Origin of the sequence: Aliihoeflea aestuarii, from assembly GCF_024105665.1 — a bacterium.
Taxonomy (GTDB): domain Bacteria; phylum Pseudomonadota; class Alphaproteobacteria; order Rhizobiales; family Rhizobiaceae; genus Aliihoeflea; species Aliihoeflea aestuarii.
The window spans coordinates 23,515-47,832 of record NZ_JAAAMK010000013.1; the positions used below are offsets into that span (position 1 = coordinate 23,515).

A 24,318-nucleotide genomic window follows, 5' to 3' on the forward strand; every position below is an offset into this window, starting at 1 on the left:
GGATTCAGCCTCGCCCGCGATAGGTCGGCACGCCCTGGTCGGGAATCCAAAGGTCGGCAGGCGTTGCGCCCGTTTGCCAGAACACGTCGATCGGAATGCCGCCGCGCGGATACCAGTAACCGCCGATCCGCAGCCATTGCGGTTCGAGCAGATCCGCCAGCCGCCGCCCGATTGTCACCGTGCAATCCTCATGGAACGCACCGTGATTTCGGAACGAGAACAGGAAAAGTTTCAGTGACTTGCTCTCGACCAGCCAGTCGCCCGGCACATAGTCTACCACGAGATGGGCGAAATCCGGCTGGCCGGTCATGGGGCAGAGCGAGGTGAATTCCGGTGCGGTGAAGCGCACAGCGTAATGCTGGCCTGCCTGCGGGTTCGCGACCCGTTCGAGCACTGCCTCGTCGGGGTTTTGCGGGATCGCCGCTGCCGACCCGAGCTGCGTCAGACCGGAATAGATATCGTTCGACATGGTATGCCTTTGGAGAAGGCCCCCGAGCGCAACCCGCCGCGAAACCTGCGACGTGCAAAGACTGTCCGATGTCCTTGTTTTAACCGGGTAGGCTGCGACCGGAGGCATGAAAATGCCAAGGCGGGCCAGGTAGCATGCGCCAAGGCCGGCGTAAAGTTCGCACGCTGGTGACGGTCGCAAGAATCGACATGCCCGCTTCCTTGACGGCCCGAAAGCGGCGCGGCCGGAAACCAAGCGAGACTTGAGGAATAACGGGTCGTCGTGCAATGTCGCTCATACCCCGCTGTAGGTGATGCCGTAGATATTCTTGGTCTAAGGGGCTGGTGGTGACGTTTGCCATGAAACGCTTTGCATTGATTGCCGGTCTGTTGCTGGCTTCGGCTGCCGCCCATGCGCAACCGGTCTCCGGCTGGTATGGGCCGCTCCTGCTTGTGACGGACGGTGACCGCTTGAGCGGTGTGGTCGCAGACATGGCGCGCGGCAACGGCACGGAGGATGCGCCGCAGTTCCTGTGCGTGTCGTTCATAAAGGGGCGCTTCAACGGCGGAGTTGCCGATATCGAAGCCTGGCTTCCGGACGATTCCGAGCGCATTGCGGGCACTTTGCGCATGGAAGAAGCCGACATCCGCGTGCAGCTTTCCGATAACCCGCCCGGCTGCGCCATGATCTCCAGCATGAACGGCGAGGGACAGCGCTGGTGGCTGGAGGAGGCGCATCCTGACTGGATCGGGGTCGGGCTGGTCGCGGCTGAACGGGCTGTTCTTTATCCCGAGCCTACCGAAGACGCCGATCGCGAGCGGCCCTATCTGATCGAGTGGCAAGCGGTTGCGGTGCTTCAGCAGCGCGAAAGTTGGGTTCAGGTGGAATATGTCGCCGTCGAACCGGCCATACGCGGCTGGGTCAAATCTTCCGACCTGGCGCTTGCATCGCCTTCAGGCGAATGAGCCGCTCCAGGACGTCGGCACCGCGATCCGAGCGGGAGCGAAGTCGAGCCAGACGGCGCAAGAGGCTCGATGTCGACTTCGAAATCTTCGCACGGGAAGCAGGCCCCAGATGGAAAAGCCTGCTTTTCGGTTTCTGCTTCCTCATTCCGGCCGGTTTGATTATCGCATATGCGCTCGCCGAAGCTGGCGCGATGTTCGAATCTTTGAGGATGGAAGAGCCGATCATCGATACGTCGAGTTCGACGTTCGGGATCATCTCCATCGCGCTGTCCCTGGCCGGAATCGGCGTTCTGGGCGTCATCGGCGCTGCCCGATCCCGCTGGATGTTTCGCAACACCGACAAGTTCTTCATCGGTATCCTGGTGTTTTTCGGGGTCGGGCTTGTCATGATGATCATGGGCGGATCGATCAATGCGAAGCTGCTAGGCGATCGTGGATACATAGCGTGTGACAAACAACTCTATAATCGGATGACGACGACGCTGTGGGCGTCACGGGACCGGGGATGCGAGGGCGTCACCTATTCCACATGGCGTCCGCTAAACCGTGACAGGCGATGATGCTGAAATTGTAGCCTCTTTCCACCTATTCCCGGATGATGAAACTCCGCGCGAGATAATCTGGCCCCTGAGAAACATTCAGGGCGATTGGAAGGTTTCCGACATCGTTTCAAGAAACGGCGAATGGCGTATCTAGGATTTCGACTGTCTGCCCGCCAAATCGGTTGTGCCGTAGGCCAGCCCCACCCGTTCGACATAAGGTCTTAGACGATGGCAGCACGCAGTCTCCCGCATCGGCTTGCACTCGCTCTCTTGGCAATCGCGACCCTTTCGATCGCCCTGATAGCGCTCGCGCCCGAAGGCCGCCTCGCTTGCGACGAACCCTATGTGACGCCGGACCGCAGCCCCGATGGCCGCTGGACGTTGACGCTTTGCAGACGGCCAATGTTTTTCGCAATGCCAGGCGGAGCCAGCGACGCGCCGGGATGGATGGTTCTGCGTGACGATCATGGAGCCATTCGTGGCGTTTCAAGTCTCTCCATGGTCCAGCTTTTCGGGCAGGTGCCGCCCGATATGCAGACAACGTGGGAGGCCGACAGGGTCTGGCGGGACATGATCGTCGAATTGCCGCTCGTGCCCGCTTCCAGTCCCTTCCGACGCTGGCTGGACGATCGCCTGTGGCGTCTGCGGGCGCTGGCAGGATTTACGCCTACCGATGACTTTCGCTGACCTTCCGTCTGCGGCCATTGCCGATGCTCGACTGCGTGCTGGTCCGGTTCCGTCACGCGCCTGCGCCATTGCCGCGCGGAGCACGCTCGCGTAAGCGGAAAGCATGACCCAGGATCGGCCGCTCATAGGCATTCTTCTCATGATCGGCTTTTGCGCCGTCGCACCACTGGGCGACGCGACGGCAAAGATTCTCGGCGACACGATCCCGCTCGTCCAGCTTCTTCTCGTGCGCTTCGCGATCCAGGCGGTCGTCCTTCTGCCGATCATTTTCGGCACCGGCATTTCGCTGCGCATGAGCCCGCGTCTGTTGCGCATCACCTTTCTGCGAACGGTCCTGCACATCATCGGCATCGCGGCCATGTTCACCTCGCTGCGCTATCTGCCGCTCGCCGACGCGGTGGCGATCGCTTTCGTGATGCCGTTCATCATGCTGGCGTTCGGCGCCACGTTTCTCGGCGAGGAAGTCGGCCCGCGCCGGATCGCTGCCTGCACGGTCGGCTTCATCGGCACGCTCCTCGTCGTCCAGCCGAGCTTTGCGGCGGTCGGCTGGCCGGCCCTGTTGCCGATCGTTGTCGCCTTCGTGTTTTCCTTCTACATGCTCGTCTCGCGGCACATCGCCAAGGAATGCGATCCGCTGGCGTTGCAGACCGTCAGCGGTTTCATGGCGACACCGATGATCGTGGTTCTGCTGGCCTTCACATGGGGTCGCGACGATTCGTTTTTCGGCATCGTGACGCCGAACGCGACCGAGACGTGGCTGCTGCTCGCCATCGGCGTTCTGGGCACCTGCGGCCATCTCCTGATGACGTGGTCGCTGCGCTTCGCACCGTCGGCCACCGTCGCGCCGGTGCAATATCTGGAAATCCCGTTCGCCACGTTCTTCGGCTGGCTGATCTTTTCCGACCTGCCCAACGGACTTGCCGCGCTCGGCATCGCCATCACCATGGCGGCTGGTCTCTACGTCCTTTTCCGCGAACGGCGGCTTGCGCAGCCGCGGCCCTCCGAGGCCTGACGCTTTTCCAATTAACCATATCGCGCGAGGTTATGCGACGTGATCGAACGAGCCATGGCGGTGACCGTTACCCGTCAGTAGTTTCCTGCCAGACCGACGCTAACCGGAATTCATGAAAAACAGATCGATCCTGCTTTCCCTGGCCGCGTCCATTGCCGCAGCCTTCATATCGGCCACGCTGCTCCTGCCGCAGAACGCAGGCGCGCGCATGTCGGGAGATGCGGTCGATCAGCGTTGCGCGGGATATGAGCGTCTCTCCGTCCTCTTGCAGTCCGCCGCGCGATCGGAAAGCTTTTCCATGGAGGGATGCCGGCGCGCGCTCAAGACGAACGTGCGGCCGGAAACCTTTTAGCCCTCGAAGCGGTTCAACGTTGGGGTACCTCGAAAGGACCAGCGATGACCGCTCTTTCCGCATTCGCAATCAACTGCTCGCTCAAGCCGTCCACGGCAAGCGAAAGCTCTTCCACCGACAAGATGCTGTCCGACCTGCTTACCGCTTTCGAACCGCATGACGTCGCCGGAGAAATCGTCCGCGCTCTCGACCACGACATCAGGCCCGGCGTGGAAAGCGACATGGGCGAGGGCGATGGCTGGCCCGCCCTGCGCGAGAAGATCGTCGCAGCCGACATCTTCATTTTGGGCACGCCGATCTGGATGGGACAGCCGTCCTCCGTCGCCAAGCGGGTTCTGGAAAGGCTCGATGCCTTCCTGTCGGAGACCGACGAAAAAGGCCGTATGCCCGCTGCCGGCAAGGTGGCGTTGGTCGCTGTCGTCGGCAACGAGGACGGCGCACATCATTGCCACGCGGCCTGTTTTCAGGCGCTATGCGACGTCGGCTTCACCATTCCCGCCAATGCCGGGTGCTACTGGGTCGGAGAGGCGATGGGCTCCGTCGATTATCAGGATCTCGAAACCATCCCCGATAAGGTCAAAGAGACGCTGGAGATGGCCGCGTCCAACGCCGCGCATCTGGCGCGTCTGTTGAAAAAGCAGGCGTATCCGGGTGTCTCCGAATAGGGGAAAGTCGAATCAAAACGGACTGTTAAGGTTTACGCTTTAGCAATCTTCTCAAGACGAGAGGATTTGCGATGCGTATCGTGTTTGTCGCCGTTCTCGTGGCGCTGTCGTTGTCGGCCTGCGCCTCGGCCCCGCAAAACACCATGAATTCATGCTCGATTTTCGAGCAGCGTTCCGGGTTCTTCGAGAACTGGCGACGGGATGCGAACCGCGTGGAGCGGGAATTCGGCGTGCCCGTGCCGATCCTGATGGCGACGATCTACACCGAATCCAATTTCGAGCCTCGCGCCCGTCCGCCGCGCACGAAGCTGTTCGGTGTCATTCCGTGGAAGCGCCAGTCGACCGCTTACGGCTATTCGCAAGCGCTTGACGGTACATGGTCGCGCTACCAGCGCGAGACCGGCAGGCACAGCGCGCGGCGCACCAATTTCGGCGATGCGATCCACTTCGTCGGCTGGTATCACGCCACCTCGAACCGGGTGAACGGCATCGCCAAAACCGACGCTTACAATTTGTACCTGGCGTATTATTCGGGGCACGCCGGTTATTCGCGCGGCTCCTGGCGCAACAATTCAGGTGTCCAGCGCGCGGCGCAACGCGCGACAAACATGTCGAACCGCTACGCTTCGCAGCTCGGCAATTGCTGATTTCAGACGGCGCGCAGCCCGGCGTCGACGAGGTTGAGATTGTGGCGCGGACCGTGTTTGAACGCGTCGCGCATGCGGGCTTCGACAACGGCTCGGCGCGGAGCTGCATCGCGGTCGAGCCCCAGTTCTTCGCACACGGCGTCGATCGCATCGCGCAATCGCAGGCAGTCGTCGTCGCTGAATTTTCGTAGCTCCAGGGAGCTCGTCGAAGTAATCGTCATCGCGGCCTCCCGTTTTGTCGACATGCCGCCACGCATGTCGACCCTCGTTCGATCGCCGTAAGACGATCATTCTGCATGGTAATCCACTGATTCGGGTACGCCGAGGGCAGAGGAAATCACAATTTACGCCTGACTGAAATGAATCCGAGATTAGCCTCCCTTACGGAAAGAGCGGGTCAGGGTCCATTTGCAGATGAAGATCGCCACCCGTCCACGGATGCGCTTCGACGATCGCTTCATCCAGTTCGACACCGAGACCCGGTTCGGCCGACGGGATCACCCAGCCGTCCTGCCATTCGATCTTGCGTTTCAGAAGCTGTGCGTGGAAGCCGCTCCAGTCTTTGATCGACTCCAGAATGAGGAAGTTAGGCAAGGTTGCGGCCAACTGGATGTTGGCGGCTGCGACGATGGGGCCGCAATAGCAATGCGGTGCGATCTGGATGTGATGCGCTTCGGCCATCGCGGCGATCTTCTTTGTTTCGAGAATGCCGCCTGAACGGCCGAGATCGGGCTGGAGGATGGCGGCGGCGCGTTGCTCGATGATGCGTGCGAACTCCCATTTGGTCGTCAGCCGCTCGCCGGTGGCGATCGGGATCGAGGTCGAGCGCGCGACCTCGGCCATGACTTCCGGCATGTCGGGCGGCACCGGCTCCTCGAACCACAGGGGATCGTACGGCTCGATGGCCCTTGCCATGCGCCGCGCGCCGGAGGCGGTGAACTGGCCATGCGTCCCAAAGAGGATGTCGCAGCGCGTGCCGACAGCTTCGCGGATCGCCTTGACCATGCGCGCCGACAGGTCGATGTCGACGAGGCGAGGCTGGTGCCCGTCGAAGGCGGTGTACGGCCCTGCCGGGTCGAGCTTCACTGCATTGAAACCCTGATCGACGTAGGCGAGCGCACATTTGGCGGCGAGATCGGGATCGTTGTAGACGTTGCGGTCCGCGTTGTCGGCTTCCTTCGGATAAACGCTGCCGGTCTGCGGATAAAGATAGGTGTAGGAGCGCAGTCGCTCGTGAACCCGGCCGCCGAGAAGCTTGTAGACCGGCTTGTCGGCGGCCTTGCCGATAATGTCCCAGCAGGCCATTTCGAGCGCGGAGACGCAGCCCATCATCGAGATGTCGGGGCGCTGGGAAAAGCCGGACGAATAGGCGCGGCGAAAGAAGGTCTCTATATCATGCGGATCGTTGCCGACGAGGTAGCGTTCGGCGACGTCCTCGATCATCCGGGCCGTGAGGTGCGGGCCGAAGGTCGCGTTGTAGGCCTCGCCATAGCCGACGATGCCGTCGTCCGTGGTCAGGCGCACGAAGATGAAATAGCGCCCCCCGACTTGCGGCGGCGGATTGCCGACGACCCATGTCTTGACGTCAGTGATCTTCATCGCTGGTCCTCCAATATCAGTTCTGCGCCCTTCCAGCCGGTCATGATGGAAGCGGCGTTGGTGTTGCCGGCGACGACCGACGGAAAGATCGAGGCATCGACGACGCGCAGGCCGTCGAAGCCGTGAACCTTGAGGCGCGGGGAGACGACGGACGCGGCCGGGTCCGGTCCCATGCGGCAGGTCGAGACCGGATGATAGACCGTGCCGGAGCGGCGGCGAAAGTCGTCGATGAGCGGTTCGTCGTCATGGATCGAGACGCCGGGAAGCATTTCTTCCACGATCAGATCGCGCATGGCGCGTGTTTCGGCGAAGTGGCGCAGGAATTTTACTGCCGCCAGCATCTCGGCGACATCGTGGCCGGTCGAGAAGGCATTGGCGACGATCTTCGGATGCTCGAGCGGGTCGCTGGAGCGGATCATGATCTCGCCCCGGCTCGTCGGCCGGCAATTGGACAGGCCGATCGAAAAGCCCGGCCAGGGATCGGGCGACAGGATCGGGCGTTCGCCTGGACGCGGCAGCACGGTCGAAAACGCCTGAAAGTAAAGCTGCATGTTAGGGCGGGGAAGGGCGGGATCGGTGCGAAAGAAGCCGCCGCCCTGATTCATGCTCATCGAAAGAGGCCCATCGCGCAAAAGCAGATAGCGCGAACCGGCGAGGACCTTGCCCCACCACGGGCGCAGCAACTGGTTGAGCGTCGCCTGCCGTGCCTTCCACGTATAGTTGATGCCCTGATGGTCCTGAAGGTTGCGGCCGACATTCGCGTTGTCATGTCGAAGTTCGATGCCGAGCGCACGCAGATGGTCGGCAGGACCGATGCCGGAGAGCTGAAGAAGCTGGGGCGAGTTCACTGCCCCGCCGGAGATAATGATTTCGCGGCCTGCGCGAACCTCGTGCTTCTTTCCGTTCTTCAAATATTCGACGCCGATTGCGCGGCTGCCGTCGAACAGGATGCGGGTCGCGAGCGCGTTCGTCTCGACGCGGACATTTCTTCGCATCATCGCCGGTCGCAGGAACGCGCGGGAGGTCGACATGCGCCGACCGGCCCTGGTCGTGATCTGGTAGATGCCGATGCCTTCCTGATGCGGGCCGTTGAAATCGGGATTGAGCGGCAGGCCGAGTTCCTGTCCGGCGGCGAGATAGGCGCGCGTCAGCGGATGGACCATGCGCGTCAGATCGGTGACGTGCACCGGCCCGCCTCGACCGCGCCATTCGTCGGCGCCGGCTTCATTGTCTTCGATCTTCCGGAAAATCGGCAGGACATCGCGATATCCCCAACCGGGATTGCCCGCGTCGCGCCATTCGTCGAAATCGGCCGGATTTCCGCGTATCCAGACCATCGCGTTGATGGAACTCGATCCGCCCAAAAGCTTGCCGCGCGGCCAGTGGTCCGCATTGCCCGCGAGCCCCCGATCGGGCTCGGCGCGGTAGTTCCAGTTCAAGCGCGGATCGAAGAACGTCTTGCCGTAGCCGAGCGGCATCTGGACGAAGAAGCGCCGGTCCGAGCCGCCGGCCTCCAGAACCAATACGCTGTAGCGGCCCGAGGCGGACAGGCGCTCGGCAAGCACGCAGCCGGCGGAACCCGCGCCGACGATCACGAAATCATAAGTCCGGTCGCTGATGGCTGCACCCTTCGAAATATTCGTGTGCGATCTTAGCGTTCGTGTGCCGGCGCGCGAGAGGCGGACCGCCGTGGCTTGTGGAATTTGCGACCGGCGGCTAACTGAAAAACGCCATTGAAGAAGAGGGACGACATGAATCGCAACGAGGTCAATCCGATCGGCGAACTGACATTGCGCACGCTGGCCATGCCGGCAGACGCCAATGCGGCGGGCGACATTTTCGGCGGCTGGGTGATGGCGCAGATGGATCTTGCCTGCGGCATTCGCGCCGCCGAGCGCGCAAAGGGCAGGGTGGTGACGGCAGCCGTGAAGGAAATGGCGTTCGCAAAGCCGATGAAGATTGGAGACACGTTGTGCATCTATATCGACATCACCAAGGTTGGCCGCACGTCCATGACGCTGCGCGTGGAAGCGTGGGCGCAGCGTTACCTGTCGGATTTGATGGAGCGGGTCACCCATGCCGATTTCGTCATGGTCGCGCTCGACGGCGAGGGCAGGCCGACGCCCATTCCGGCCGAATGAGGAACTGATTCAAGGCGTTATCGCCTTGAATCCAGGGCTTCCGGCAAGCTACTGTTTTTGCTCGCAGCACAGGTCGAATTCGTCGCGTGCCTTGGCGATCCGTTCCCTGTTTTCACGCGCCCATTCGCCGAGCGCGCGCACGGGTACGAGAAGTTCGCGCCCAAGTTCGGTCAGTTCGTAATCGACGCGCGGCGGGATCGTCGGATAGACCGTGCGCGTGACGAAGCCGTCGCGCTCGAGCCCGCGCAAGGTGGTCGTCAGCATCTTTTGCGAGATCGAGCCGATCATCCGCCGAAGTTCGCTGAAGCGATGCGGCCCGTCGCCCAGCATCTCGACGACGAGGACGGTCCATTTGTCGCCGATCCGGGCGAGGATTTCGCCTGTGGCCCGGCAGGTGTCGGTGTCGTGAAGGTTACTGAGTGTCAATAAAGTGCCTCCTTGGCAGGCCCTATCATAGTCTCTTATGTAGCCTCGGTATCTGAAATATACCACTCCCAAGACGAGACTGCAGGAGCATTCAATGTCCAAACCGAAAATCGCGATCGTCATCGGCTCGGTCCGCCCGAACCGCTTCGCCGATCATCCCGCCCAGTGGATCAAGGCTTTGGGCGATGCGCGCTCCGACCTTGATTTCGAGATCGTCGATCTCAAGGATTATCCCATGCCGCTCTTCGACGAAGAGGTTTCACCGGCCTGGGGGCCTTCGAAAAATGAGGTCGCGCAACGCTGGCAAGCCAAGCTGGACGAGTTCGACGGCTTCGTCTTCACGGCCGCCGAATACAATCACGCGCCGACCGGCGTTTTGAAGAACGCGTTCGATTACGCGGTCAAGGAATGGGCGAACAAGCCGGCTGCTTTCGTCGGTTATGGCGGTGTCGGCGGCGCTCGCGCGGTCGAACATCTGCGCCTCATCGCGGTCGAAGCGGGTATGGCGCCGATCAAGACGGCGGTTCATATCCAGTGGGCGGTGATGGTCGAGGTCAATGGCGGCAAGAAGCTCGCCGACATCGACTTCCTGCAGGACGGCGGCAAGGCAATGCTCGACCAGCTTTCCTGGTGGACGCATGCGCTGAAGATCGCACGCGACAAGGACGAGGCTCAGGCCAAGGCGGCCTGATCGGCAAGGAGCGGAACGGCAAGCACCTTGTCGATCCGCCGCCCGTCCAGATCAACGACCTCGAAGCGCCATCCGAGCGCTTCGACGGTCTCGCCGGTTTCGGGCAAATGGTTCAACTGCGACAGGACGAAGCCGGCGACCGTTTCATAGGTCCGGCGCGCGGGCAGCTTGATGGACAACTGGTCGGCCATATCGTCCGCCGCCATCGAGCCTGCCAGAAGCCATGAGCCGTCGGCGCGCGAAACGGCCATCGGCTCCTCTTCCTCGTCGTCGAAGCGGAACACGCCGGCGATCGCGCCCAAAATGTCGGTCGGGGTGACAAGCCCCTCGAAGTTACCGTACTCGTCATGGACGAGCGCCATTGGGATGTCGGCCTGGCGAAGCGTCGCGAGAACGTCGAGCGCGTCAGTATAATCGTGCACGATGGGAACGGTGCGGACCAGCGCGCGCAAGTCGATTTCCTCGCCGGTAAGGACGCGACCGAGCACGTCGCGCGCGCGCACGATGCCGATCATGCCGTCCATCCCGCCTTCAGCCGTCGGCAAATGCGAATGCTGGGCGTCCGTCAGCTTGCGCCGAGTGGTTTCTGCGTCGGCATCCACATCCAGCCAGTCGACATCCAGACGCTGTGTCATGATCGCGCGCACCGAGCGGTCGGCCAGGCGCATCACGCCCGCGATCATGCGGCGCTCGTCCGTTTCGATGACACCGGAACTCTCGGCTTCGGCGATCAGCGCATTGATTTCCTCGTCGGTGACCTTCTGCCCGTCTTCCTGATCCTGCCCAAGAAGGCGCAGGACGGTCTTGCCCGATATATCGAGCAGCCAGACGAGCGGCGCGGCGATGCGCGACAGCATCTTCATGGTCGGCGCGATCCTGACGGCGACACGCTCGGGATTCTTCAGCGCGATCTGCTTGGGGACCAGTTCGCCGATTATGAGCGAGCCATAGGTGATGACGGCGACGACGACGCCGACGCCGAGTGGGCTGGCGGCCCTTGCCGGCACACCAATCGTCAAAAGCCATTCGGAAAGTCGCAGGCCGAGCGTCGCGCCGGAAAACGCGCCCGACAGGATGCCCACCATGGTGATGCCGATCTGGACGGTTGACAGGAACCGGCCCGGATCGCCGGCGAGCTTGAGTGCACTGGACGAGCCGGACACGCCGTCATCCATCATAGCCCTGAGGCGCGCCGGCCGCGACGAGACGACGGCAAGTTCCGACATGGCGAGCACGCCGTTGACGCAGATGAGGACGACGACGATCGCGATTTCGATTGTGAGCATGAATGCTCACTAGCAAACCCGTCGCCTTTGCGCGAGCCGAAAAATCAGCGGCAGGCGACGTAGCCGTTGCGCCTGCCCTTCAGGTCGAAATGGAAGTGGTCGGCATGGGCGGCGTTGTAGCCGGGGCCGAGAACGGTGGTGAAATAAGAGCAGCCGCCGCTGCGCACATTGTTGAGAAGCGCGCGCTCGCGAAACGCGAACCAGCCGGGCTTGCGCACGTCGATGTCGCGACCGTTGCGTAATTCGATGCGCATCACGTCGAGCGCGTTGCCCTTGGAGTGCTCCGAGGCAACGCTCGTGCCGGCGATACGGCGACACGAATAGCTTGATCCCTGATGGATCGTCTTGACGCCGGAGAGATAGCGCCAGCGCGCCGAGGGTGCGAGTTCGCTCCGGGTCCATGAGGCAAAAGCGAGCGCCATCTGGCAGTTGAGCGTCGCGGCGGGCTTCATCTCGACATTGCCGGCAAGGCCGCTCACGCGGATCGGATGGTCGATGCGGCACGAGCCGCCATCGTTGATCGGCGCCAGATCGGTGAATGTCACGCCCATGCGGCGAAGCTGCTGGCGGCACTGCGCCTCTTCGGCGGGCATCGCGAAGCCCTGCGGCGCGACCGGCTGGTTCATGCGCGGATAGCCGACCATCATGGGGTTGGAGGGCACGAGGCGCTGCATGCCGGTCGAGGGAACAGGCGAAGAGGGCATGATCGAGGAGGTGGTTTCGCCGACCGCGACGCGTGGTTCCGGCGACATCACGTCGATGACGGAACAGGAAGAAAAGGCAAAGGCAATCGTCGTGACCGCAAAAAGACCTGCGGCGACACGGACCTTGCCCGGCAAATACGCGCCGAACGCTTTACGCATGATACTCGAACCCGCTTCCTGTCCCGTCAGGCAAACGGTAACCATAAAATGTAAATAAAACCTCGACGGCGTTGTTAATGCGCTGTTTTCATCGGCAGTAGGTCGACCCGTTCCGGCGCTCGGCAAGGTCGAAATGCAGGTGGTCCGCATGGTCCGCATCACTTCCGGGGCCGAGCACCGTCTTGAAGATTCCGCATGCGTGCCGGCGTAGCGCCGCCAGAAAAAGCGCTTCCGGCGATCCGCGACGGTGGGGCCGGACGTCGAGTCGCTCGCCGTCATCAAGGATGATCGCCCCCCAGTCGAGCGCGTTCCCGAATGCGTGTTCGGACAATCTGCGCGTACCGGCACGCGGACGGCAGACATAGGCCGAAACCTGATTGATCGCGGTGATCCGGCTGGATAAATGGCGGTCAGCTTCGCGCTGGGCGTGGTCCCGCACGAAGCGGGCATTGGCTTCCGCGATCGCGCAGTTCATGACGGCTTCGGGCTCGAGCGCGACGCCGCCGCCAAGCGACGACACGGTGAGCGGATGGGCCATCTCGCAGCCTTCGGGTTCGGACTGGGGCGGATGTTCGGCAAAATCGACCTCAAGCTCATGTAGCCGGCTTCGGCAGGCGCGCTCGTCGGCGGACATCGGCTCTGCCAATTTCGGGCTTTCGTCCTGCGCGTCGTCGGCCTTGTCGGCAACTCCCTCTTCATCGTCCTCGCTCGAAGCTGGTCGCGATGCGGGGCGGGGAGCAGTTTCGCCGTCCGGAAGCTCCTGGTCCGCAGAGGCGTCCTCTCCGACTGTAGCGGATGGCGGTTCAGACTCCGGTGAAGCCGTCGCCTCGGGGGAATCCTGCGGAACAGGCGCACTGTCGGGGAGTGAAACATCCGAGCGGTCCTGTGCCAGCGACGGCAAGGCGAGGAAAAGAAAGCCGGAAAATACGACGGATAGCAGTCTGCGCATGAGCGGATAACGCGCGGATCATCAACTGGCGCGATCGAGGCCTGTCACTTTGCGTGACGGTTCGTCGTCAAGCGCCGATCTTCTCCAGACCCTCTTCGAGCCATTCGCCGAGCATAGGCATCGAAAGAAAGTATGTAGCGATGCGCTTGTTGACGCGGGGGCGTGCCTCGGAAACGGCCTGTTCCCACTCGCCCGGTTCGAAATCGCCGCGACCGATGAAGGTGATGGCGAGAAGGTCGGCCGCCTCGTCGACGTTCAGATCCTCGATAAGTGCGCGCAATTCCGAAGCGGTCAGATTTTCCTCTTCCTCCTCGGCCAGTCCGTCGTGCGAATGACGGTCCCGCGACTGACCGTCCAGTTCGACTTCATGCTCGTGCCCGGCATCGTAATCCTCGCTGAGACCCGCCGAAATCGCGCGTGCCTTGAGCACGAAAAGACGAACCGTCTCGGGATCGATCGTCAGATCGAACTCGCGCTGTCGGGAATTCTGCATGTTCATTTCCCTGGCACCTCGCTGGACACGGGCCGCACTATAACAAATGAACCGGCGAAAACACGATCCGATTGGTTCCGCCCAAGAATTTGCGTGAAAAATCGTGGGCCATCGCTATATTGTCCGGATCAGGAACTGGGACGGTTCGTTAGCCAAGGCTGCCGGACCGTCCTTTTGCGTTGTTCCGCGAGCAATAACAAAACGACGAAAGGTCGAGTGCGATGAACAAGGTCCCGATGACCGCCCCAGGTTTCGAAACGCTCAAGGAGGAACTGCGCTGGCGCCAGCAGGAAGAGCGCCCGCGCATCATCGAAGCGATCTCGGAAGCGCGCGCCCATGGCGACCTGTCGGAGAATGCCGAGTACCATTCGGCCAAGGAAGCGCAGAGCCTCAACGAAGGCCGCGTCAACGAACTGGAAGACCTCGTCGCACGCGCCGAGGTGATCGACGTATCGAAACTCTCGGGCGATACGATCAAGTTCGGCGCGACGGTTGTGCTCGTCGACGAGGACACCGAAGAAAAGAAAACGTATCAGATCGTCGGCGATCAGGAGGCCGACGTGAAGGCAGGCCGTATCTCGATCTCCTCGCCGATCGCGCGCGCGCTGATCGGCAAGGCTGTCGGCGACGAAATCGAGGTCAATGCGCCAGGCGGTGCGCGAGGCTACGAGATAGTGGAGCTGCGCTGGGCATAGAGCAGACTTTTGCCCATCATGACACGCGATCCGGCAGCCGGCAGCGATTTCAAGCACGGCGATCGGCCGGCGACGATCCCGGTTTTCGTCATCAATCTCGACCGTTCGCCCGACCGCTATGCACGGGTTGCGCAAAGCGCTGCGCGATATGGTATTGCGATCGAGCGTGTTCCCGGCATCGACGGTGCATCGCTCGATCTGCCATCGCTGCCCGGTATCGAACCCCGGACCTTTGCGCGCGTCAATGGACGGCCGATGCTGGCGGGGGAGGCGGGCTGCTATCTCAGTCATATGAAGGCCATCCGGACCTTCATCGAAGGCGATGCCGATATGGCTCTCATCTGCGAGGACGATGTCGACTTCACCGACGAGACCATGCCGTTCCTGCGTGACCTGTCGCAGTATCAGGGGTGGGACATCGTAAAGCTCTTCAGCTTTCGCACGCATGGATTTATCCGGCATGGCGACACGTCCGGGGCGGTCGCGATCGGCCGCTGCCTCGCCGGTCCCGTCGGCAGTTCGGCCGCCTATGCGATCTCGCGAGCCGGCGCAGAACGATTTCTTAAATCGCTCGAACCGATGATCGTGCCTTATGATGTGGCGCTGGAGCGGGGCTGGCACGGTTCCGTGCGGGTTTTCATGACCGAACGCAAAAAGATCGCACTGCAACCAGAACAGCCGAGCACGATTTCGGATGCCTACAGCGGAAAGTATCCGTTTTACCGACGTGTCGGCACACTGTTCTTCCGGGCGAGCGAATATCTGAAGCGCATGCATTTTGCGCGCAGCGCCACCAGCCTGAGAAAGGGCAGCGCTTGAAACTTTTGCAACGAGCATTCCTTCTGCGCCGGCGCTGGGATCGCGGCATCGCGTGGCTCGGCGCTGCGGGTTTGCCGCTGCGTCATGGTATCACGATCGGCGCCGCGAGCTTCTTCGCGCTGGTGGGCCTCTACCTCATCGCGCTGCGACCGCGTTCGAGACGATTGATCGCGGGCAGTTTCCTCCTCCTTTCAGTGAGCTATTTCTTTTATTCGCTGGCACTTGCTCTATTTCGCGGCGAGCCGGTGATCGACAATCGGCAACTGAGCTACAGTCTCATTATCGGTCTTCTCGCCTTCATCGCCAACGGCATGGTTCTGGTGCGCGATCCGCTTCGGTGCTTCGTCATAGGCGCACGGGCGGGAACGGTCGTCTGCGCGGCGATCGCGCTTCTTGCATCCAATTCCGAATTGGACCGGTTCGGCATGGGAGGCAATCCGGCACCGTTTGCCATGCTGGCTGCGTTCGCACTTGTCGCGGCGATCATTCCCATTGCGAATGCGCCGCGATGGGCACCCAATTCGCTGATCTATGTTCTGGTCGGCGGGATTTCCGTGTTCGCCTCGCAAACGCGCGCGGTGCTTATGGTGTTGCCGGTCATTCTGGCAGTCGAGAGCATCATCTGGCTGCGAGGCCGGTCGTTCCGGCTTCAGCTTACCGGCTATGTCGCGGGCGCCGCCGCGCTGGGACTGGCCGTCAGCGTCGGTCCCATCCATACAATGCTCGCCGAGCGTTTCGTCCCGATCGTCCAGTATTATTCAGGCGATCACGCCGCCTGGGACGGCAGCGCAACCGCGGACCTGCGCTTTGCGATGTGGAAGGGGTTCGCCCACGCATTCGTCGAAAGTCCGATCATCGGTCACGGATCGGATCGGATGGAGCGCGTCGTCGCGCTTGCGCCGACGCTCAACGCCGAGCTGCGCGAGTTCCAGCATATCCACAATATCGTTCTGGACGAGTTGCTTCAGCATGGCATCCTCGGTCTTCTGATCCTCGCAGGCGTCATCGTTTCGGGGGCCGCCTATGCGATCCGCCACGCCGACAGCAATGCGCTGAAGCGAAACATCGCCTACGCGCTGCTCGTACTCGTCGTCTACGGAATGTTCCACAATCCGATGCTGCATGAAAGCACGATTGCGGCAGTGTTCTTCTATCTCGGCGTCACCATCGCCCACGGGATGCGATGTCAGGCAATGGCCCGACGGCGCATGGATGGGCCTGTGCTTCTGTTTGGCACAAGAGCGGCATGAACATGGATGCGGTCACCGGCTACGTCTTCCACCCCGACGACCTGACGGTGGAGAAGCGGAAGCCGGGCATCAGCGCTTTCATGCGCATCCGCAACGGCGAGGATTTTCTCGAGGCGGCGATCCGCAGTCATATCGACTGCTTCGACGAGATCGTCGCCGTCCACAATCAGTCGACGGACGGCACGGTCGACATCCTGATGCGGCTTGCGGGTGAGTACGGCCCGAAGATCAAGCTGTTCCATTACACCGACAGGGTCTATCCGCCCGGCAGTGCGGAGCATGCGCGCGAACCGGCGAACTCGCCCAACAGCCTCGTAAACTATTACAATTTCGCGCTGTCCCGGACAACGCGCACGATCGTCACCAAGCTGGATGACGACCATCTGGCGATGCCTGCACGCATGCGGGCGCTTGCCGATCGCGTCCGCGCGGATCCGTCGATTCTCGATAAGTCGATGGCGTGTTTTTCGGGCGTCAATCTTGCGCGCACGGAGACCGGAAAACTCGGCCTGCCCGCGAGCGATCTTCTATGCGGCAATGGCGACCACTGGTTCTTCCGGATCAGCGACGAGACCTGGTTCGAGCGCGATAGGCGTTTCGAGAAGCTGCGGCATTCTGGCCTCAGGCGACGTTTCTACGGTTTCGCCTATTGGCACCTGAAATATCTCAAGCCCGGCAGCGGTTTCGCCAATTACGAACTCGACCGCAATCCGGGCAGCCGCTACGCCCGGCGGCTGGAGCGCATCGGCAATTCCCCGCTGGTGGAATTGCCGGCGGCGCGCGACCTTCTGCGCCCGGGCATGCGGGAATGGATGTCGGCGCAACTGGGCGACAAGGGCAGGTTGCTCTACCAGCGCGCGGTATCCTTCGAAAACGCCTTTCCCCAAGGCAGCGTCGAACAAGCGCTCGATGCTACCAGCCCCGGATGGCGCAATTATCTGGCCGAAGCCACGTCATAGCTGGCGCGAACGTTCATTTGCCGTCGAAAAAATAGAGCGGCCGGCCCAGCAGGCGTGACCAGAACGAGCCGGTGACGCGGCGCTTTTCGTTTGCCCGTGCCGGGTCGAAAACGCTTTTGCCCGATCCGACATGAACGCCGACGCCGGGAAGCTGGAAGACGACTTCCTTGCCCTGGTCCTTCATGTAGCGCGAGATCGTGCGTTCATTTTGAAATTTCGCATACGGCCCATGGGTGAGCCACAATTCGCGTCGCAACACGCCGGGGTAGAACGAAAAGCCGTGCCAGTCGCGATGCGCGTTGTTCATGCGCGCATAGTCGTGGCCGTTGAATTTCATGCGCGTCCTGAAAATGCGCTGGCGCTTCTTCAGTCCGTCAAAACGCGCGAAGCATACGGAGGTGATGGCATCGTTCGTGTCGAGAAGCTGAAGACCCTCCTCGATATTCATGCCCCCGAGAAAATGCCAGTCGTCTTCCAGATGGAGGATGTAGGGCGTATCGATCATTTCGTAGACGCGGTCGATGGCCTTGTGCTGTCCAAGGCGCGGGTCGTTCAGGACGATTTCGATCTGCGGATAGCGCTCGCGAAGTTTGTCCGCGAAGGCATGATCGGCCGAGTCCTCGACGAGGATGAACCTGCCCGGCTCGTGATACTCAAGGAAGGTGTCGAGCGAGACGACAAGAAGGTCCCAGCGACCGCAACTCGTCAGCACGGTCGTAACGTTTTCTGGAACTGCAACTTTCATTGACGCGACTCCTATGCCAGTCCACGGGTGACCATCTACCTTGCCGGGCCGGTCTTGTCATCCGCACGCTCTCGCTTATGACTGCACCGCCCTGCCAATCGCGGTTTCTCCCATGCTTGTTCTCGTCATCAATCTCGACCGCGCCCCCGAACGTCTGACGCATATGCGCGGCGAGTTCGAGCGTATCGGCGCGGATTTCACACGGCTCGCGGCAACGGACGGTCGTCTGCTCGAGACCACGGACAGTGTGAATGCGCTTGAAGGCCGGCTTTTGAGCAAGGGCGAGATCGCCTGCTTCATGAGTCATCGGCGTTGCTGGCAGCAATTGGTGGAAAGCGGCGAGAGCCATGCGGTCGTTCTGGAAGACGACGTGTTCCTCGGACAAGGGGCCGAGTGGTTTCTCATATCCGCCGACTGGTTTCCCGGCAGCGCCGGTCTGGTCAAGCTCGAAACCTATATGAGCCCGACGACGATCACGGCGAGACCGGTCGCAGAGTTCGACGGGCGCGGCGTGCATCGCCTTTCAGGCAAGCATCTGGGAACCGGCGGATATGCGCTCGATCGGGAGACGGCGCGCACGCTCCTGGACCTCAGTGCCGATATCGACCGGCAGGTGGACGATTTTCTGTTTGATCCTGACGGTGAGGCATTCCGCGCCGCGCGCGTGCATCAACTGGTACCGGCCATTTGCATACAGGGCTTGAAACTCAAGGGGCAACTTACCCTGACGAACGACCCATCGACCTATGCCAGCGGAATCTACGAGGAACGGCTGACGACACGGACCAGGCTGAGCCCGGCGGGCAAGGTGAAGCGGGAGTTCGTATCCGCCTTGAGGAAAGCCCGGCTTGCGCTGATCGGCGGCGCGCGAAACGTTTTCGGCGCGGTACGCTGGGGGCGTATTCCGTTTCGGTAAGGTTACGTCACTGGCCGATGGCGGCCAGACCTTCATCCTTGATCTGGCGAATGGTGAGCGCGGTGCGCACGGTGTCGACATTGGGGGCTGACGTCAGTTCCTCGATGACGAAGGACTGGAAGGCCGCCAGATCCCTGGCGACGCAGTGAAGCATGAAATCGCTGTCGCCCGAAACCATCCATGCACGCCGCACGATGGGCCAGCTACGGGTTCGCTCGGCGAATGCCTTCAATTCCGCATCCGACTGGTGATGCAGCCCGATGAGGCAGAAGGCGACGACATGAAGGCCGAGGTCGGGCGTGTTCAACAGCGCGCGATAGCCGCGAATGACGCCGGCTTCCTCGAGGCGCTTGACGCGCCGCAGGCAGGGCGGCGCGGAAATGCCGACACGCTTCGACAATTCGACATTCGTCATGCGACCGTCCGATTGAAGCTCGGCCAGGATTTTCCAGTCGATGGCGTCGAGGTCGACCTTCATTCGCATCTCTTTCAGGTTGCGCACGAATCTTTCGTTCGAGTGAAAGGAAATTACCCAAATTGCTCCGTTTGGCAACGGCTGCCCGACATGGTGCACACGAGGTTTTACGCATCAGGGCGATGATGCAACTGTGTGAAATGACAATCGCGCCTTGCACTGCACCCACCATCATACTTAGATCGAGAACGGTTTTACAAAGGCGTATTCATGCGCCTATCGGACTTTGAAAGGGTATCGTCATGAGTGGCCGTCACGCGCCTGTGCTCATCATCGGTTCGGGGCCGGCAGGCTATACGGCTGCGATCTATGCGGCGCGCGCGCTGCTCAAACCGGTCCTGATCGCCGGGATGCAGCAGGGCGGCCAGCTCACCATCACCACTGACGTCGAGAACTATCCCGGCTTCGCCGACCCGATTCAGGGGCCATGGCTGATGGAGCAGATGCTGAAACAGGCCGAGCATGTCGGCACGGAGATCGTCAGCGACCTCGTCACCGAGGTCAATCTCGACGTGCGTCCGTTCCGGCTGCGGACGGATTCGGGCGCGGAGTGGACGACCGATGCGCTCATCATCGCCACCGGCGCGCAGGCCAAATGGCTCGGCCTTCCCTCCGAGCAGACCTATATGGGTTTCGGCGTGTCGGCCTGTGCGACCTGTGACGGCTTCTTTTATCGCGGCAAGGACGTGGTGGTCGTCGGCGGCGGCAACACGGCCGTAGAAGAGGCGCTCTACCTTTCCAATCTGGCGAAATCGGTGACCGTCATCCACCGCCGCAACGAGTTCCGCGCCGAGCGCATCCTGCAAGATCGCCTGCTCGCCAAGGACAACGTGACCGTGATGTGGGACCACGTCATCGAGGAGATCACCGGCGAGAAGAAAGCGCCGCTGCCGCCTTCCGTGACCGGGCTGAAGCTGAAGAACATCAAGACCGGAGCGTTGAGCGACATGGCGACCCACGGCATCTTCGTGGCCATAGGCCATGCGCCGGCAGTCGAGCTTTTCGCGGGAAAACTCAAGCAGAAGCCGAACGGCTATCTGTGGACGGCGGCGGATTCCACCGCAACCAACATTCCCGGCGTCTTCGCGGCCGGCGACGTCACCGACGACATTTTCCGCCAGGCGGTGACGGCGGCGGGAATGGGTTGCATGGCAGCGCTCGAGGCGGAGCGCTACATCGCCGAACTGGAGGTACATCGCGAAGCGGCCGAGTAGCGGCGACCGCGGAGCGATATCAACGCCACATCACGAGGGACAGACATGGCGTTCGACTGGGACAAACTGCGCGTCTTCCATGCGGCGGCCGAGGCCGGGTCGTTCACCCATGCCGCCGAGACGCTGCGCCTGTCGCAATCGGCGATCTCGCGGCAGGTGAGCGCGCTCGAGCAGGATGTGGGCGTCGCGCTGTTCCATCGTCATGCGCGCGGGCTGGTGCTGACCGAACAGGGCGAAATGCTCTACCGCACCGCGCACGACGTTCTGGTCAAGCTCGAAAAGGTCAAGGTGCAACTCACCGAGACGACGGACCGTCCCTCCGGGCCGTTGCGCGTGACCACAACGGTTGGCCTCGGCTCCGGCTGGCTGACGGAGCGCGTGCAGGAATTCCTCGATCTCTACCCGGACATCCAGCTTCAGCTCGTGCTGGCGAACGAGGAGCTCGACCTGACGCTTCGTCAGGCCGATTGCGCGATCCGCCTTCGCCAGCCGCAACAGCCGGACCTGATCCAGCGACGGCTGTTCACGGTGCATTTCCACCTGTTCGCCGCCCCGTCCTACATCGCCAAGCACGGCAAGCCGCAATCCATCGCCGATCTCGACAAGCACCGCATCGTCACCTTCGGCGAGCCGGTGCCGAGCCATCTCGCCGACATGAATTGGCTGGAGACGGCCGGGCGGCCCGAGGGATCGAAGCGCATCTCCAGCCTCCAGATCAACAATATCCTGTCGATCAAGGCGGCCATCGAGCGCGGCGCGGGGATCGGTATCCTGCCCGACTACACGATCGAGCAGGGCTCGCCGCTGGTGCAGCTCATGCCCGAAACGGAGGTTCCGTCCTTCGACACCTATTTCGCCTATCCCGATGCGATGCGGAACCAAGTGAAGCTGCATGTCTTCCGCGATTTTCTGATCGCCAAGGCGCGAAGCTGGGCCTACTGATTCGAATTCGAGCCTTTCGCCCGCATTATTGCACTGCACAAAAGAGCGGCAAAGGCTCTCATAGATCGAAGGCAGAATTGGTGCATCGATTGATCCAGATGCCTGATAGGCGAGCACATTCAACATCTTGATGCATACTTGGAAGGCCATGCAAAACTGCATGGGTGCAATGCGTCATCAAATGCTTGATCTTTGGGCGGACTTTGCCCATATCACAATCATCTCACGGGCGCGTTCCTCCTCCCATTGGCGCCCGCGAGTGTTCCCCTCTGGAGGTTTCGCCCGCAAGGGCACTTCCATACTTCAAGCCGGGTCTTTTGATCCGGCTTTTTTTTGTCCGCAGTTTCCACGATGATCGCGGTGGAGCTTGGCGAGGCCAGGAAGGCGGTTCATGCTGGCGGGGCTTCGAGGAGGTAATACCAATGAGGGAACTCCAGCTTCCGCTTGCCGGCGTATGCCGCTGCGGGCAGATCGCCATTCGCGTCACCAGACTGCCGCTTCTGACCAGCGCATGCCATTGCGCGGGCTGCCAGAAGATGTCGTCATCCGCGTATTCGCTGACGTCGACTTTTCCCGTTGAAGGATTCGAGGTGTTGGAGGGCGAGCCGGTCATCGGCGGTTTGCATGGGACGGATGTTCATCACTATTTTTGCGGACATTGCATGAGCTGGATGTTCACACGTCCCGCGGGCATGGACTGGTTCGTCAATGTGCGGCCGACGATGTTCGCCGATACAGGTTGGTTTCGTCCATTCATCGAAACCTACACGTCGCAAATGCTTCCTTTTGCGCAGACCGGCGCGATGAAGAGCTATGAGCGGTTTCCCGAGATGACGGAGTATGAGGGGCTCATGAAAGAGTATGATGCGTGGTCGAGGTCACGCTTTACGCCGCGCTGAGTTTGAGTGCCCGCGCCTCCGATGCCAACTGGGCGGGCTCGTAGGGGAACAAGCGCTCGTGCGGGGCAGGGCGACCGAAGAAATAGCCCTGGAAGCGGTTGCAGCCGGAGGCGCGGGCGAGTGCGAAATGCTCCTGCGTCTCGATGCCCTCCGCGACCACCGTAATCTCCTGGATCCGCGCGATCTGCGCGACGGCCGAGACGAAGACCTGCGCGACCGGATCGTGGGCGAGGGTGGCGATGTAACTGCGGTCGATCTTGATGGAGTTGATCGGCAATTTCTGCAGATAGCGAAAGCCGCAATGGCCGGTGCCGAAATCATCGAGCGCGATGCGAAACCCCATCGCCCGCAATTTCGAGATACGCTGGACGATATCGTCGCGCGTGGACATCGCCACGGTTTCGGTGATCTCCAGGACGAACTCCTCGGCGCTGCGACCGGTGGTCTTCAGGATATTTTCGAAATTGACGACGATGTCGTCGCGCTTCAACTGCTCGCCGGACACGTTGATGCTGATGCGCAATTCGGGCATGTGCGCGATGTCCATGCACGCCCGCTGGAAAACCCATGTGCCGACCATATCGATCAATGCCGATTGCTCGGCCAGCGGGATGAATTCCGATGGTGGGATCATGCCGCGCACGGGATGAAGCCAGCGCACCAGCGCCTCGACGGCGAAGATCGAGCCGTTGGCGTTGACGATCGGCTGATATTCGAGGCGCAGATCGTTGAGGTAGATCGCGGCACGCAGTTCGCGCTCCAGCGAACGGCCACGCCGGCGGTCGGCGACCATGTCGGTGTCGAACAGGGTGACGCGGCTGCGCCCGGCGCGCTTGCTTTCGTATAAGGCGAGATCGGCGACGGCCATGAGCTCGGCGGCATCCGAGGCGTGATGCGGGCAGGCGGCGACGCCGATGGAGGCGGACAAAGCAATCGACTTGCCTTCATAGACCATGCCGGCGCGAAGCATCGCGATGAGCCGCGCCGCCGCCGCATGGGCTTCCTTGATGTCGCTGCCGGTTAAGATGGCGCCGAATTCGTCGCCGCCCAGACGGCCGATGATCGCGCCGGAAATCTCCGCGTCGATTGTCGCGACGAGGTGGCGCAACGCACGGTCGCCGCACTGATGCCCAAAGCTGTCGTTGAGGTGCTTGAAGTGGTCGAGGTCCATCAGGAGCAGGATCGCGGGCCTGGGTTCGAGCGGCTTGCCGATAGCGTCCTTCAAAAGATCGAGGAAATGACGGCGGCTGAATGCCCCGGTCGCCACGTCGAGGGACAAAAGGCGTTGCTGATCTTCCTCGACGAGCAGCGCCATCTGAAGCCGAAGGCGCAGCGAGCGCCGCAGATAGCTCATTGTGATCGCTCCGCCGAGTGTGGCGATGATGCCAACCAGCGCCAGCCAGCCGGCGACGGCGCTGCGGTCCGACACCATGAGCACGTAGACGGCGGAGGCGAAGGCGGCAATCAGGAAGAACTGGATGACCAGATAGACTTGTTCGTTATGCTTCTCGATCGCATGCAATTTCATTGTCCGCCGCCCTATGTGGCCTTCGCCATCTTGGAATGACGCTATCGTCGACAGTTTAAAAACGCGTTGAACGGAGTGTCATGGAACTGTCATGTTCGACTGATCTTCGG

General features: G+C 61.6%; 29 protein-coding genes. 17 read left to right on the plus strand and 12 right to left on the minus strand.

Going from position 1 to position 24,318, the window contains the following annotated elements; genetic code table 11:
* Positions 1-4: 4 nt before the first annotated feature.
* Positions 5-469, minus strand: a complete 465-nt coding sequence (gene queF / locus GTW25_RS18670; protein ID WP_252913806.1) for a preQ(1) synthase — start codon at positions 467-469, stop codon at positions 5-7.
* Positions 470-807: 338 nt separating this feature from the next.
* Between queF and GTW25_RS18675 the strand changes: the two genes are divergently transcribed.
* The 7 genes from GTW25_RS18675 (at position 808) to GTW25_RS18705 (ending at position 5,318) form a co-directional block, all read left to right on the plus strand.
* The gene (locus GTW25_RS18675; protein WP_252913807.1) at positions 808-1,413 is read left to right on the plus strand and encodes a hypothetical protein; all 606 of its coding nucleotides are present in this window, start codon (positions 808-810) and stop codon (positions 1,411-1,413) included.
* A gap of 191 nt (positions 1,414-1,604) precedes the next feature.
* Entirely contained in the window at positions 1,605-1,973 is a 369-nt protein-coding gene (locus GTW25_RS18680; protein WP_252913808.1) for a hypothetical protein, read from the plus strand.
* Positions 1,974-2,183: 210 nt separating this feature from the next.
* Positions 2,184-2,642, plus strand: a complete 459-nt coding sequence (locus GTW25_RS18685) for a hypothetical protein (RefSeq protein ID WP_252913809.1) — start codon at positions 2,184-2,186, stop codon at positions 2,640-2,642.
* A 103-nt stretch (positions 2,643-2,745) separates the two neighbouring features.
* Complete coding sequence (locus GTW25_RS18690; protein ID WP_252913810.1) at positions 2,746-3,654, plus strand: DMT family transporter; 909 nt, start codon at positions 2,746-2,748, stop codon at positions 3,652-3,654.
* Between the two features lie 112 nt (positions 3,655-3,766).
* A complete protein-coding gene (locus GTW25_RS18695) occupies positions 3,767-4,006 on the plus strand; it encodes a hypothetical protein (RefSeq protein WP_252913811.1) in 240 nt (79 codons plus the stop codon).
* Between the two features lie 44 nt (positions 4,007-4,050).
* Positions 4,051-4,671, plus strand: a complete 621-nt coding sequence (locus GTW25_RS18700; RefSeq protein WP_252913812.1) for a flavodoxin family protein — start codon at positions 4,051-4,053, stop codon at positions 4,669-4,671.
* A 71-nt stretch (positions 4,672-4,742) separates the two neighbouring features.
* Complete coding sequence (locus tag GTW25_RS18705) at positions 4,743-5,318, plus strand: transglycosylase SLT domain-containing protein (protein WP_252913813.1); 576 nt, start codon at positions 4,743-4,745, stop codon at positions 5,316-5,318.
* Positions 5,319-5,320: 2 nt separating this feature from the next.
* Here the strand turns inward: GTW25_RS18705 and GTW25_RS18710 are convergent, their stop codons facing one another.
* From GTW25_RS18710 to GTW25_RS18720, 3 genes are all read right to left on the minus strand, one after another.
* The gene (locus GTW25_RS18710) at positions 5,321-5,575 is read right to left on the minus strand and encodes a hypothetical protein (protein WP_252913814.1); all 255 of its coding nucleotides are present in this window, start codon (positions 5,573-5,575) and stop codon (positions 5,321-5,323) included.
* A 124-nt stretch (positions 5,576-5,699) separates the two neighbouring features.
* Positions 5,700-6,917, minus strand: a complete 1,218-nt coding sequence (locus GTW25_RS18715; RefSeq protein ID WP_252913815.1) for a mandelate racemase/muconate lactonizing enzyme family protein — start codon at positions 6,915-6,917, stop codon at positions 5,700-5,702.
* Complete coding sequence (locus GTW25_RS18720) at positions 6,914-8,536, minus strand: GMC family oxidoreductase (protein WP_443592672.1); 1,623 nt, start codon at positions 8,534-8,536, stop codon at positions 6,914-6,916. The genes GTW25_RS18715 and GTW25_RS18720 overlap by 4 nt, the downstream gene beginning before the upstream one ends.
* Positions 8,537-8,668: 132 nt before the next feature.
* Between GTW25_RS18720 and GTW25_RS18725 the strand changes: the two genes are divergently transcribed.
* On the plus strand, positions 8,669-9,058 hold the full coding sequence (locus tag GTW25_RS18725) for an acyl-CoA thioesterase (protein WP_252913817.1): 390 nt from the start codon (positions 8,669-8,671) through the stop codon (positions 9,056-9,058).
* Positions 9,059-9,106: 48 nt separating this feature from the next.
* On the opposite strand, the gene GTW25_RS18730 is transcribed toward GTW25_RS18725, so the two are convergent.
* Complete coding sequence (locus GTW25_RS18730) at positions 9,107-9,484, minus strand: winged helix-turn-helix transcriptional regulator (protein WP_252913818.1); 378 nt, start codon at positions 9,482-9,484, stop codon at positions 9,107-9,109.
* Between the two features lie 94 nt (positions 9,485-9,578).
* Between GTW25_RS18730 and GTW25_RS18735 the strand changes: the two genes are divergently transcribed.
* Positions 9,579-10,175, plus strand: a complete 597-nt coding sequence (locus tag GTW25_RS18735; protein ID WP_252913819.1) for an NADPH-dependent FMN reductase — start codon at positions 9,579-9,581, stop codon at positions 10,173-10,175.
* Here GTW25_RS18735 and GTW25_RS18740 read toward each other — a convergent pair.
* The 4 genes from GTW25_RS18740 to GTW25_RS18755 form a co-directional block, all read right to left on the minus strand.
* Positions 10,157-11,461, minus strand: coding sequence for a hemolysin family protein (locus tag GTW25_RS18740; RefSeq protein WP_252913820.1), 1,305 nt, complete (start codon positions 11,459-11,461; stop codon positions 10,157-10,159). The genes GTW25_RS18735 and GTW25_RS18740 overlap by 19 nt on opposite strands.
* Positions 11,462-11,505: 44 nt before the next feature.
* The gene (locus GTW25_RS18745; protein WP_252913821.1) at positions 11,506-12,324 is read right to left on the minus strand and encodes an extensin-like domain-containing protein; all 819 of its coding nucleotides are present in this window, start codon (positions 12,322-12,324) and stop codon (positions 11,506-11,508) included.
* Positions 12,325-12,412: 88 nt separating this feature from the next.
* Positions 12,413-13,273: an extensin-like domain-containing protein gene (locus tag GTW25_RS18750; RefSeq protein ID WP_252913822.1), complete on the minus strand. Its 861-nt coding sequence runs from the start codon at positions 13,271-13,273 to the stop codon at positions 12,413-12,415.
* Positions 13,274-13,340: 67 nt separating this feature from the next.
* The gene (locus GTW25_RS18755; protein ID WP_252913823.1) at positions 13,341-13,766 is read right to left on the minus strand and encodes a DUF3775 domain-containing protein; all 426 of its coding nucleotides are present in this window, start codon (positions 13,764-13,766) and stop codon (positions 13,341-13,343) included.
* 221 nt (positions 13,767-13,987) lie between these two features.
* Between GTW25_RS18755 and greA the strand changes: the two genes are divergently transcribed.
* From greA to GTW25_RS18775, 4 genes are read left to right on the plus strand one after another with little or no spacing between them, the layout of a single operon-like run.
* Entirely contained in the window at positions 13,988-14,461 is a 474-nt protein-coding gene (gene greA / locus GTW25_RS18760) for a transcription elongation factor GreA (RefSeq protein WP_252913824.1), read from the plus strand.
* A gap of 18 nt (positions 14,462-14,479) precedes the next feature.
* The gene (locus tag GTW25_RS18765; RefSeq protein ID WP_252913825.1) at positions 14,480-15,280 is read left to right on the plus strand and encodes a glycosyltransferase family 25 protein; all 801 of its coding nucleotides are present in this window, start codon (positions 14,480-14,482) and stop codon (positions 15,278-15,280) included.
* On the plus strand, positions 15,277-16,530 hold the full coding sequence (locus GTW25_RS18770; protein ID WP_252913826.1) for an O-antigen ligase family protein: 1,254 nt from the start codon (positions 15,277-15,279) through the stop codon (positions 16,528-16,530). Before GTW25_RS18765 ends, GTW25_RS18770 begins: the two co-directional genes overlap by 4 nt.
* On the plus strand, positions 16,527-17,489 hold the full coding sequence (locus GTW25_RS18775; RefSeq protein WP_252913827.1) for a glycosyltransferase family protein: 963 nt from the start codon (positions 16,527-16,529) through the stop codon (positions 17,487-17,489). Before GTW25_RS18770 ends, GTW25_RS18775 begins: the two co-directional genes overlap by 4 nt.
* A gap of 13 nt (positions 17,490-17,502) precedes the next feature.
* Here the strand turns inward: GTW25_RS18775 and GTW25_RS18780 are convergent, their stop codons facing one another.
* Positions 17,503-18,234, minus strand: coding sequence for a glycosyltransferase (locus GTW25_RS18780; RefSeq protein WP_252913828.1), 732 nt, complete (start codon positions 18,232-18,234; stop codon positions 17,503-17,505).
* Positions 18,235-18,346: 112 nt separating this feature from the next.
* Between GTW25_RS18780 and GTW25_RS18785 the strand changes: the two genes are divergently transcribed.
* Positions 18,347-19,150 (plus strand): glycosyltransferase family 25 protein, encoded by an 804-nt coding sequence (locus GTW25_RS18785; RefSeq protein WP_252913829.1) that lies wholly within the window; start codon positions 18,347-18,349, stop codon positions 19,148-19,150.
* Positions 19,151-19,157: 7 nt separating this feature from the next.
* Here the strand turns inward: GTW25_RS18785 and GTW25_RS18790 are convergent, their stop codons facing one another.
* Positions 19,158-19,634, minus strand: a complete 477-nt coding sequence (locus tag GTW25_RS18790; RefSeq protein ID WP_252913866.1) for an Lrp/AsnC family transcriptional regulator — start codon at positions 19,632-19,634, stop codon at positions 19,158-19,160.
* 233 nt (positions 19,635-19,867) lie between these two features.
* Between GTW25_RS18790 and trxB the strand changes: the two genes are divergently transcribed.
* From trxB to GTW25_RS18805, 3 genes are all read left to right on the plus strand, one after another.
* Positions 19,868-20,839 carry a thioredoxin-disulfide reductase gene (gene trxB, locus GTW25_RS18795; RefSeq protein ID WP_252913830.1) on the plus strand — a complete coding sequence of 324 codons (972 nt, stop codon included), beginning with the start codon at positions 19,868-19,870 and terminating at the stop codon, positions 20,837-20,839.
* 45 nt (positions 20,840-20,884) lie between these two features.
* Positions 20,885-21,781 carry a LysR family transcriptional regulator gene (locus GTW25_RS18800; RefSeq protein WP_252913831.1) on the plus strand — a complete coding sequence of 299 codons (897 nt, stop codon included), beginning with the start codon at positions 20,885-20,887 and terminating at the stop codon, positions 21,779-21,781.
* Between the two features lie 422 nt (positions 21,782-22,203).
* Positions 22,204-22,680 (plus strand): GFA family protein, encoded by a 477-nt coding sequence (locus GTW25_RS18805; protein ID WP_252913832.1) that lies wholly within the window; start codon positions 22,204-22,206, stop codon positions 22,678-22,680.
* Here GTW25_RS18805 and GTW25_RS18810 read toward each other — a convergent pair.
* A complete protein-coding gene (locus GTW25_RS18810) occupies positions 22,667-24,208 on the minus strand; it encodes a putative bifunctional diguanylate cyclase/phosphodiesterase (RefSeq protein WP_252913833.1) in 1,542 nt (513 codons plus the stop codon). The genes GTW25_RS18805 and GTW25_RS18810 overlap by 14 nt on opposite strands.
* Positions 24,209-24,318 lie beyond the last annotated feature (110 nt).

Coding starts and splice junctions, on each gene's coding strand:
- queF (WP_252913806.1), bottom strand. CDS start 469: ATGTCGAACGATATCTATTCCGGTCTGACGCAGCTCGGGTCGGCAGCG.
- GTW25_RS18675 (WP_252913807.1), top strand. CDS start 808: ATGAAACGCTTTGCATTGATTGCCGGTCTGTTGCTGGCTTCGGCTGCC.
- GTW25_RS18680 (WP_252913808.1), top strand. CDS start 1,605: ATGTTCGAATCTTTGAGGATGGAAGAGCCGATCATCGATACGTCGAGT.
- GTW25_RS18685 (WP_252913809.1), top strand. CDS start 2,184: ATGGCAGCACGCAGTCTCCCGCATCGGCTTGCACTCGCTCTCTTGGCA.
- GTW25_RS18690 (WP_252913810.1), top strand. CDS start 2,746: ATGACCCAGGATCGGCCGCTCATAGGCATTCTTCTCATGATCGGCTTT.
- GTW25_RS18695 (WP_252913811.1), top strand. CDS start 3,767: ATGAAAAACAGATCGATCCTGCTTTCCCTGGCCGCGTCCATTGCCGCA.
- GTW25_RS18700 (WP_252913812.1), top strand. CDS start 4,051: ATGACCGCTCTTTCCGCATTCGCAATCAACTGCTCGCTCAAGCCGTCC.
- GTW25_RS18705 (WP_252913813.1), top strand. CDS start 4,743: ATGCGTATCGTGTTTGTCGCCGTTCTCGTGGCGCTGTCGTTGTCGGCC.
- GTW25_RS18710 (WP_252913814.1), bottom strand. CDS start 5,575: ATGCGTGGCGGCATGTCGACAAAACGGGAGGCCGCGATGACGATTACT.
- GTW25_RS18715 (WP_252913815.1), bottom strand. CDS start 6,917: ATGAAGATCACTGACGTCAAGACATGGGTCGTCGGCAATCCGCCGCCG.
- GTW25_RS18725 (WP_252913817.1), top strand. CDS start 8,669: ATGAATCGCAACGAGGTCAATCCGATCGGCGAACTGACATTGCGCACG.
- GTW25_RS18735 (WP_252913819.1), top strand. CDS start 9,579: ATGTCCAAACCGAAAATCGCGATCGTCATCGGCTCGGTCCGCCCGAAC.
- GTW25_RS18740 (WP_252913820.1), bottom strand. CDS start 11,461: ATGCTCACAATCGAAATCGCGATCGTCGTCGTCCTCATCTGCGTCAAC.
- GTW25_RS18745 (WP_252913821.1), bottom strand. CDS start 12,324: ATGCGTAAAGCGTTCGGCGCGTATTTGCCGGGCAAGGTCCGTGTCGCC.
- GTW25_RS18750 (WP_252913822.1), bottom strand. CDS start 13,273: ATGCGCAGACTGCTATCCGTCGTATTTTCCGGCTTTCTTTTCCTCGCC.
- GTW25_RS18755 (WP_252913823.1), bottom strand. CDS start 13,766: ATGCAGAATTCCCGACAGCGCGAGTTCGATCTGACGATCGATCCCGAG.
- greA (WP_252913824.1), top strand. CDS start 13,988: ATGAACAAGGTCCCGATGACCGCCCCAGGTTTCGAAACGCTCAAGGAG.
- GTW25_RS18765 (WP_252913825.1), top strand. CDS start 14,480: ATGACACGCGATCCGGCAGCCGGCAGCGATTTCAAGCACGGCGATCGG.
- GTW25_RS18775 (WP_252913827.1), top strand. CDS start 16,527: ATGAACATGGATGCGGTCACCGGCTACGTCTTCCACCCCGACGACCTG.
- GTW25_RS18780 (WP_252913828.1), bottom strand. CDS start 18,234: ATGAAAGTTGCAGTTCCAGAAAACGTTACGACCGTGCTGACGAGTTGC.
- GTW25_RS18785 (WP_252913829.1), top strand. CDS start 18,347: ATGCTTGTTCTCGTCATCAATCTCGACCGCGCCCCCGAACGTCTGACG.
- GTW25_RS18790 (WP_252913866.1), bottom strand. CDS start 19,634: ATGCGAATGAAGGTCGACCTCGACGCCATCGACTGGAAAATCCTGGCC.
- trxB (WP_252913830.1), top strand. CDS start 19,868: ATGAGTGGCCGTCACGCGCCTGTGCTCATCATCGGTTCGGGGCCGGCA.
- GTW25_RS18800 (WP_252913831.1), top strand. CDS start 20,885: ATGGCGTTCGACTGGGACAAACTGCGCGTCTTCCATGCGGCGGCCGAG.
- GTW25_RS18805 (WP_252913832.1), top strand. CDS start 22,204: ATGAGGGAACTCCAGCTTCCGCTTGCCGGCGTATGCCGCTGCGGGCAG.
- GTW25_RS18810 (WP_252913833.1), bottom strand. CDS start 24,208: ATGAAATTGCATGCGATCGAGAAGCATAACGAACAAGTCTATCTGGTC.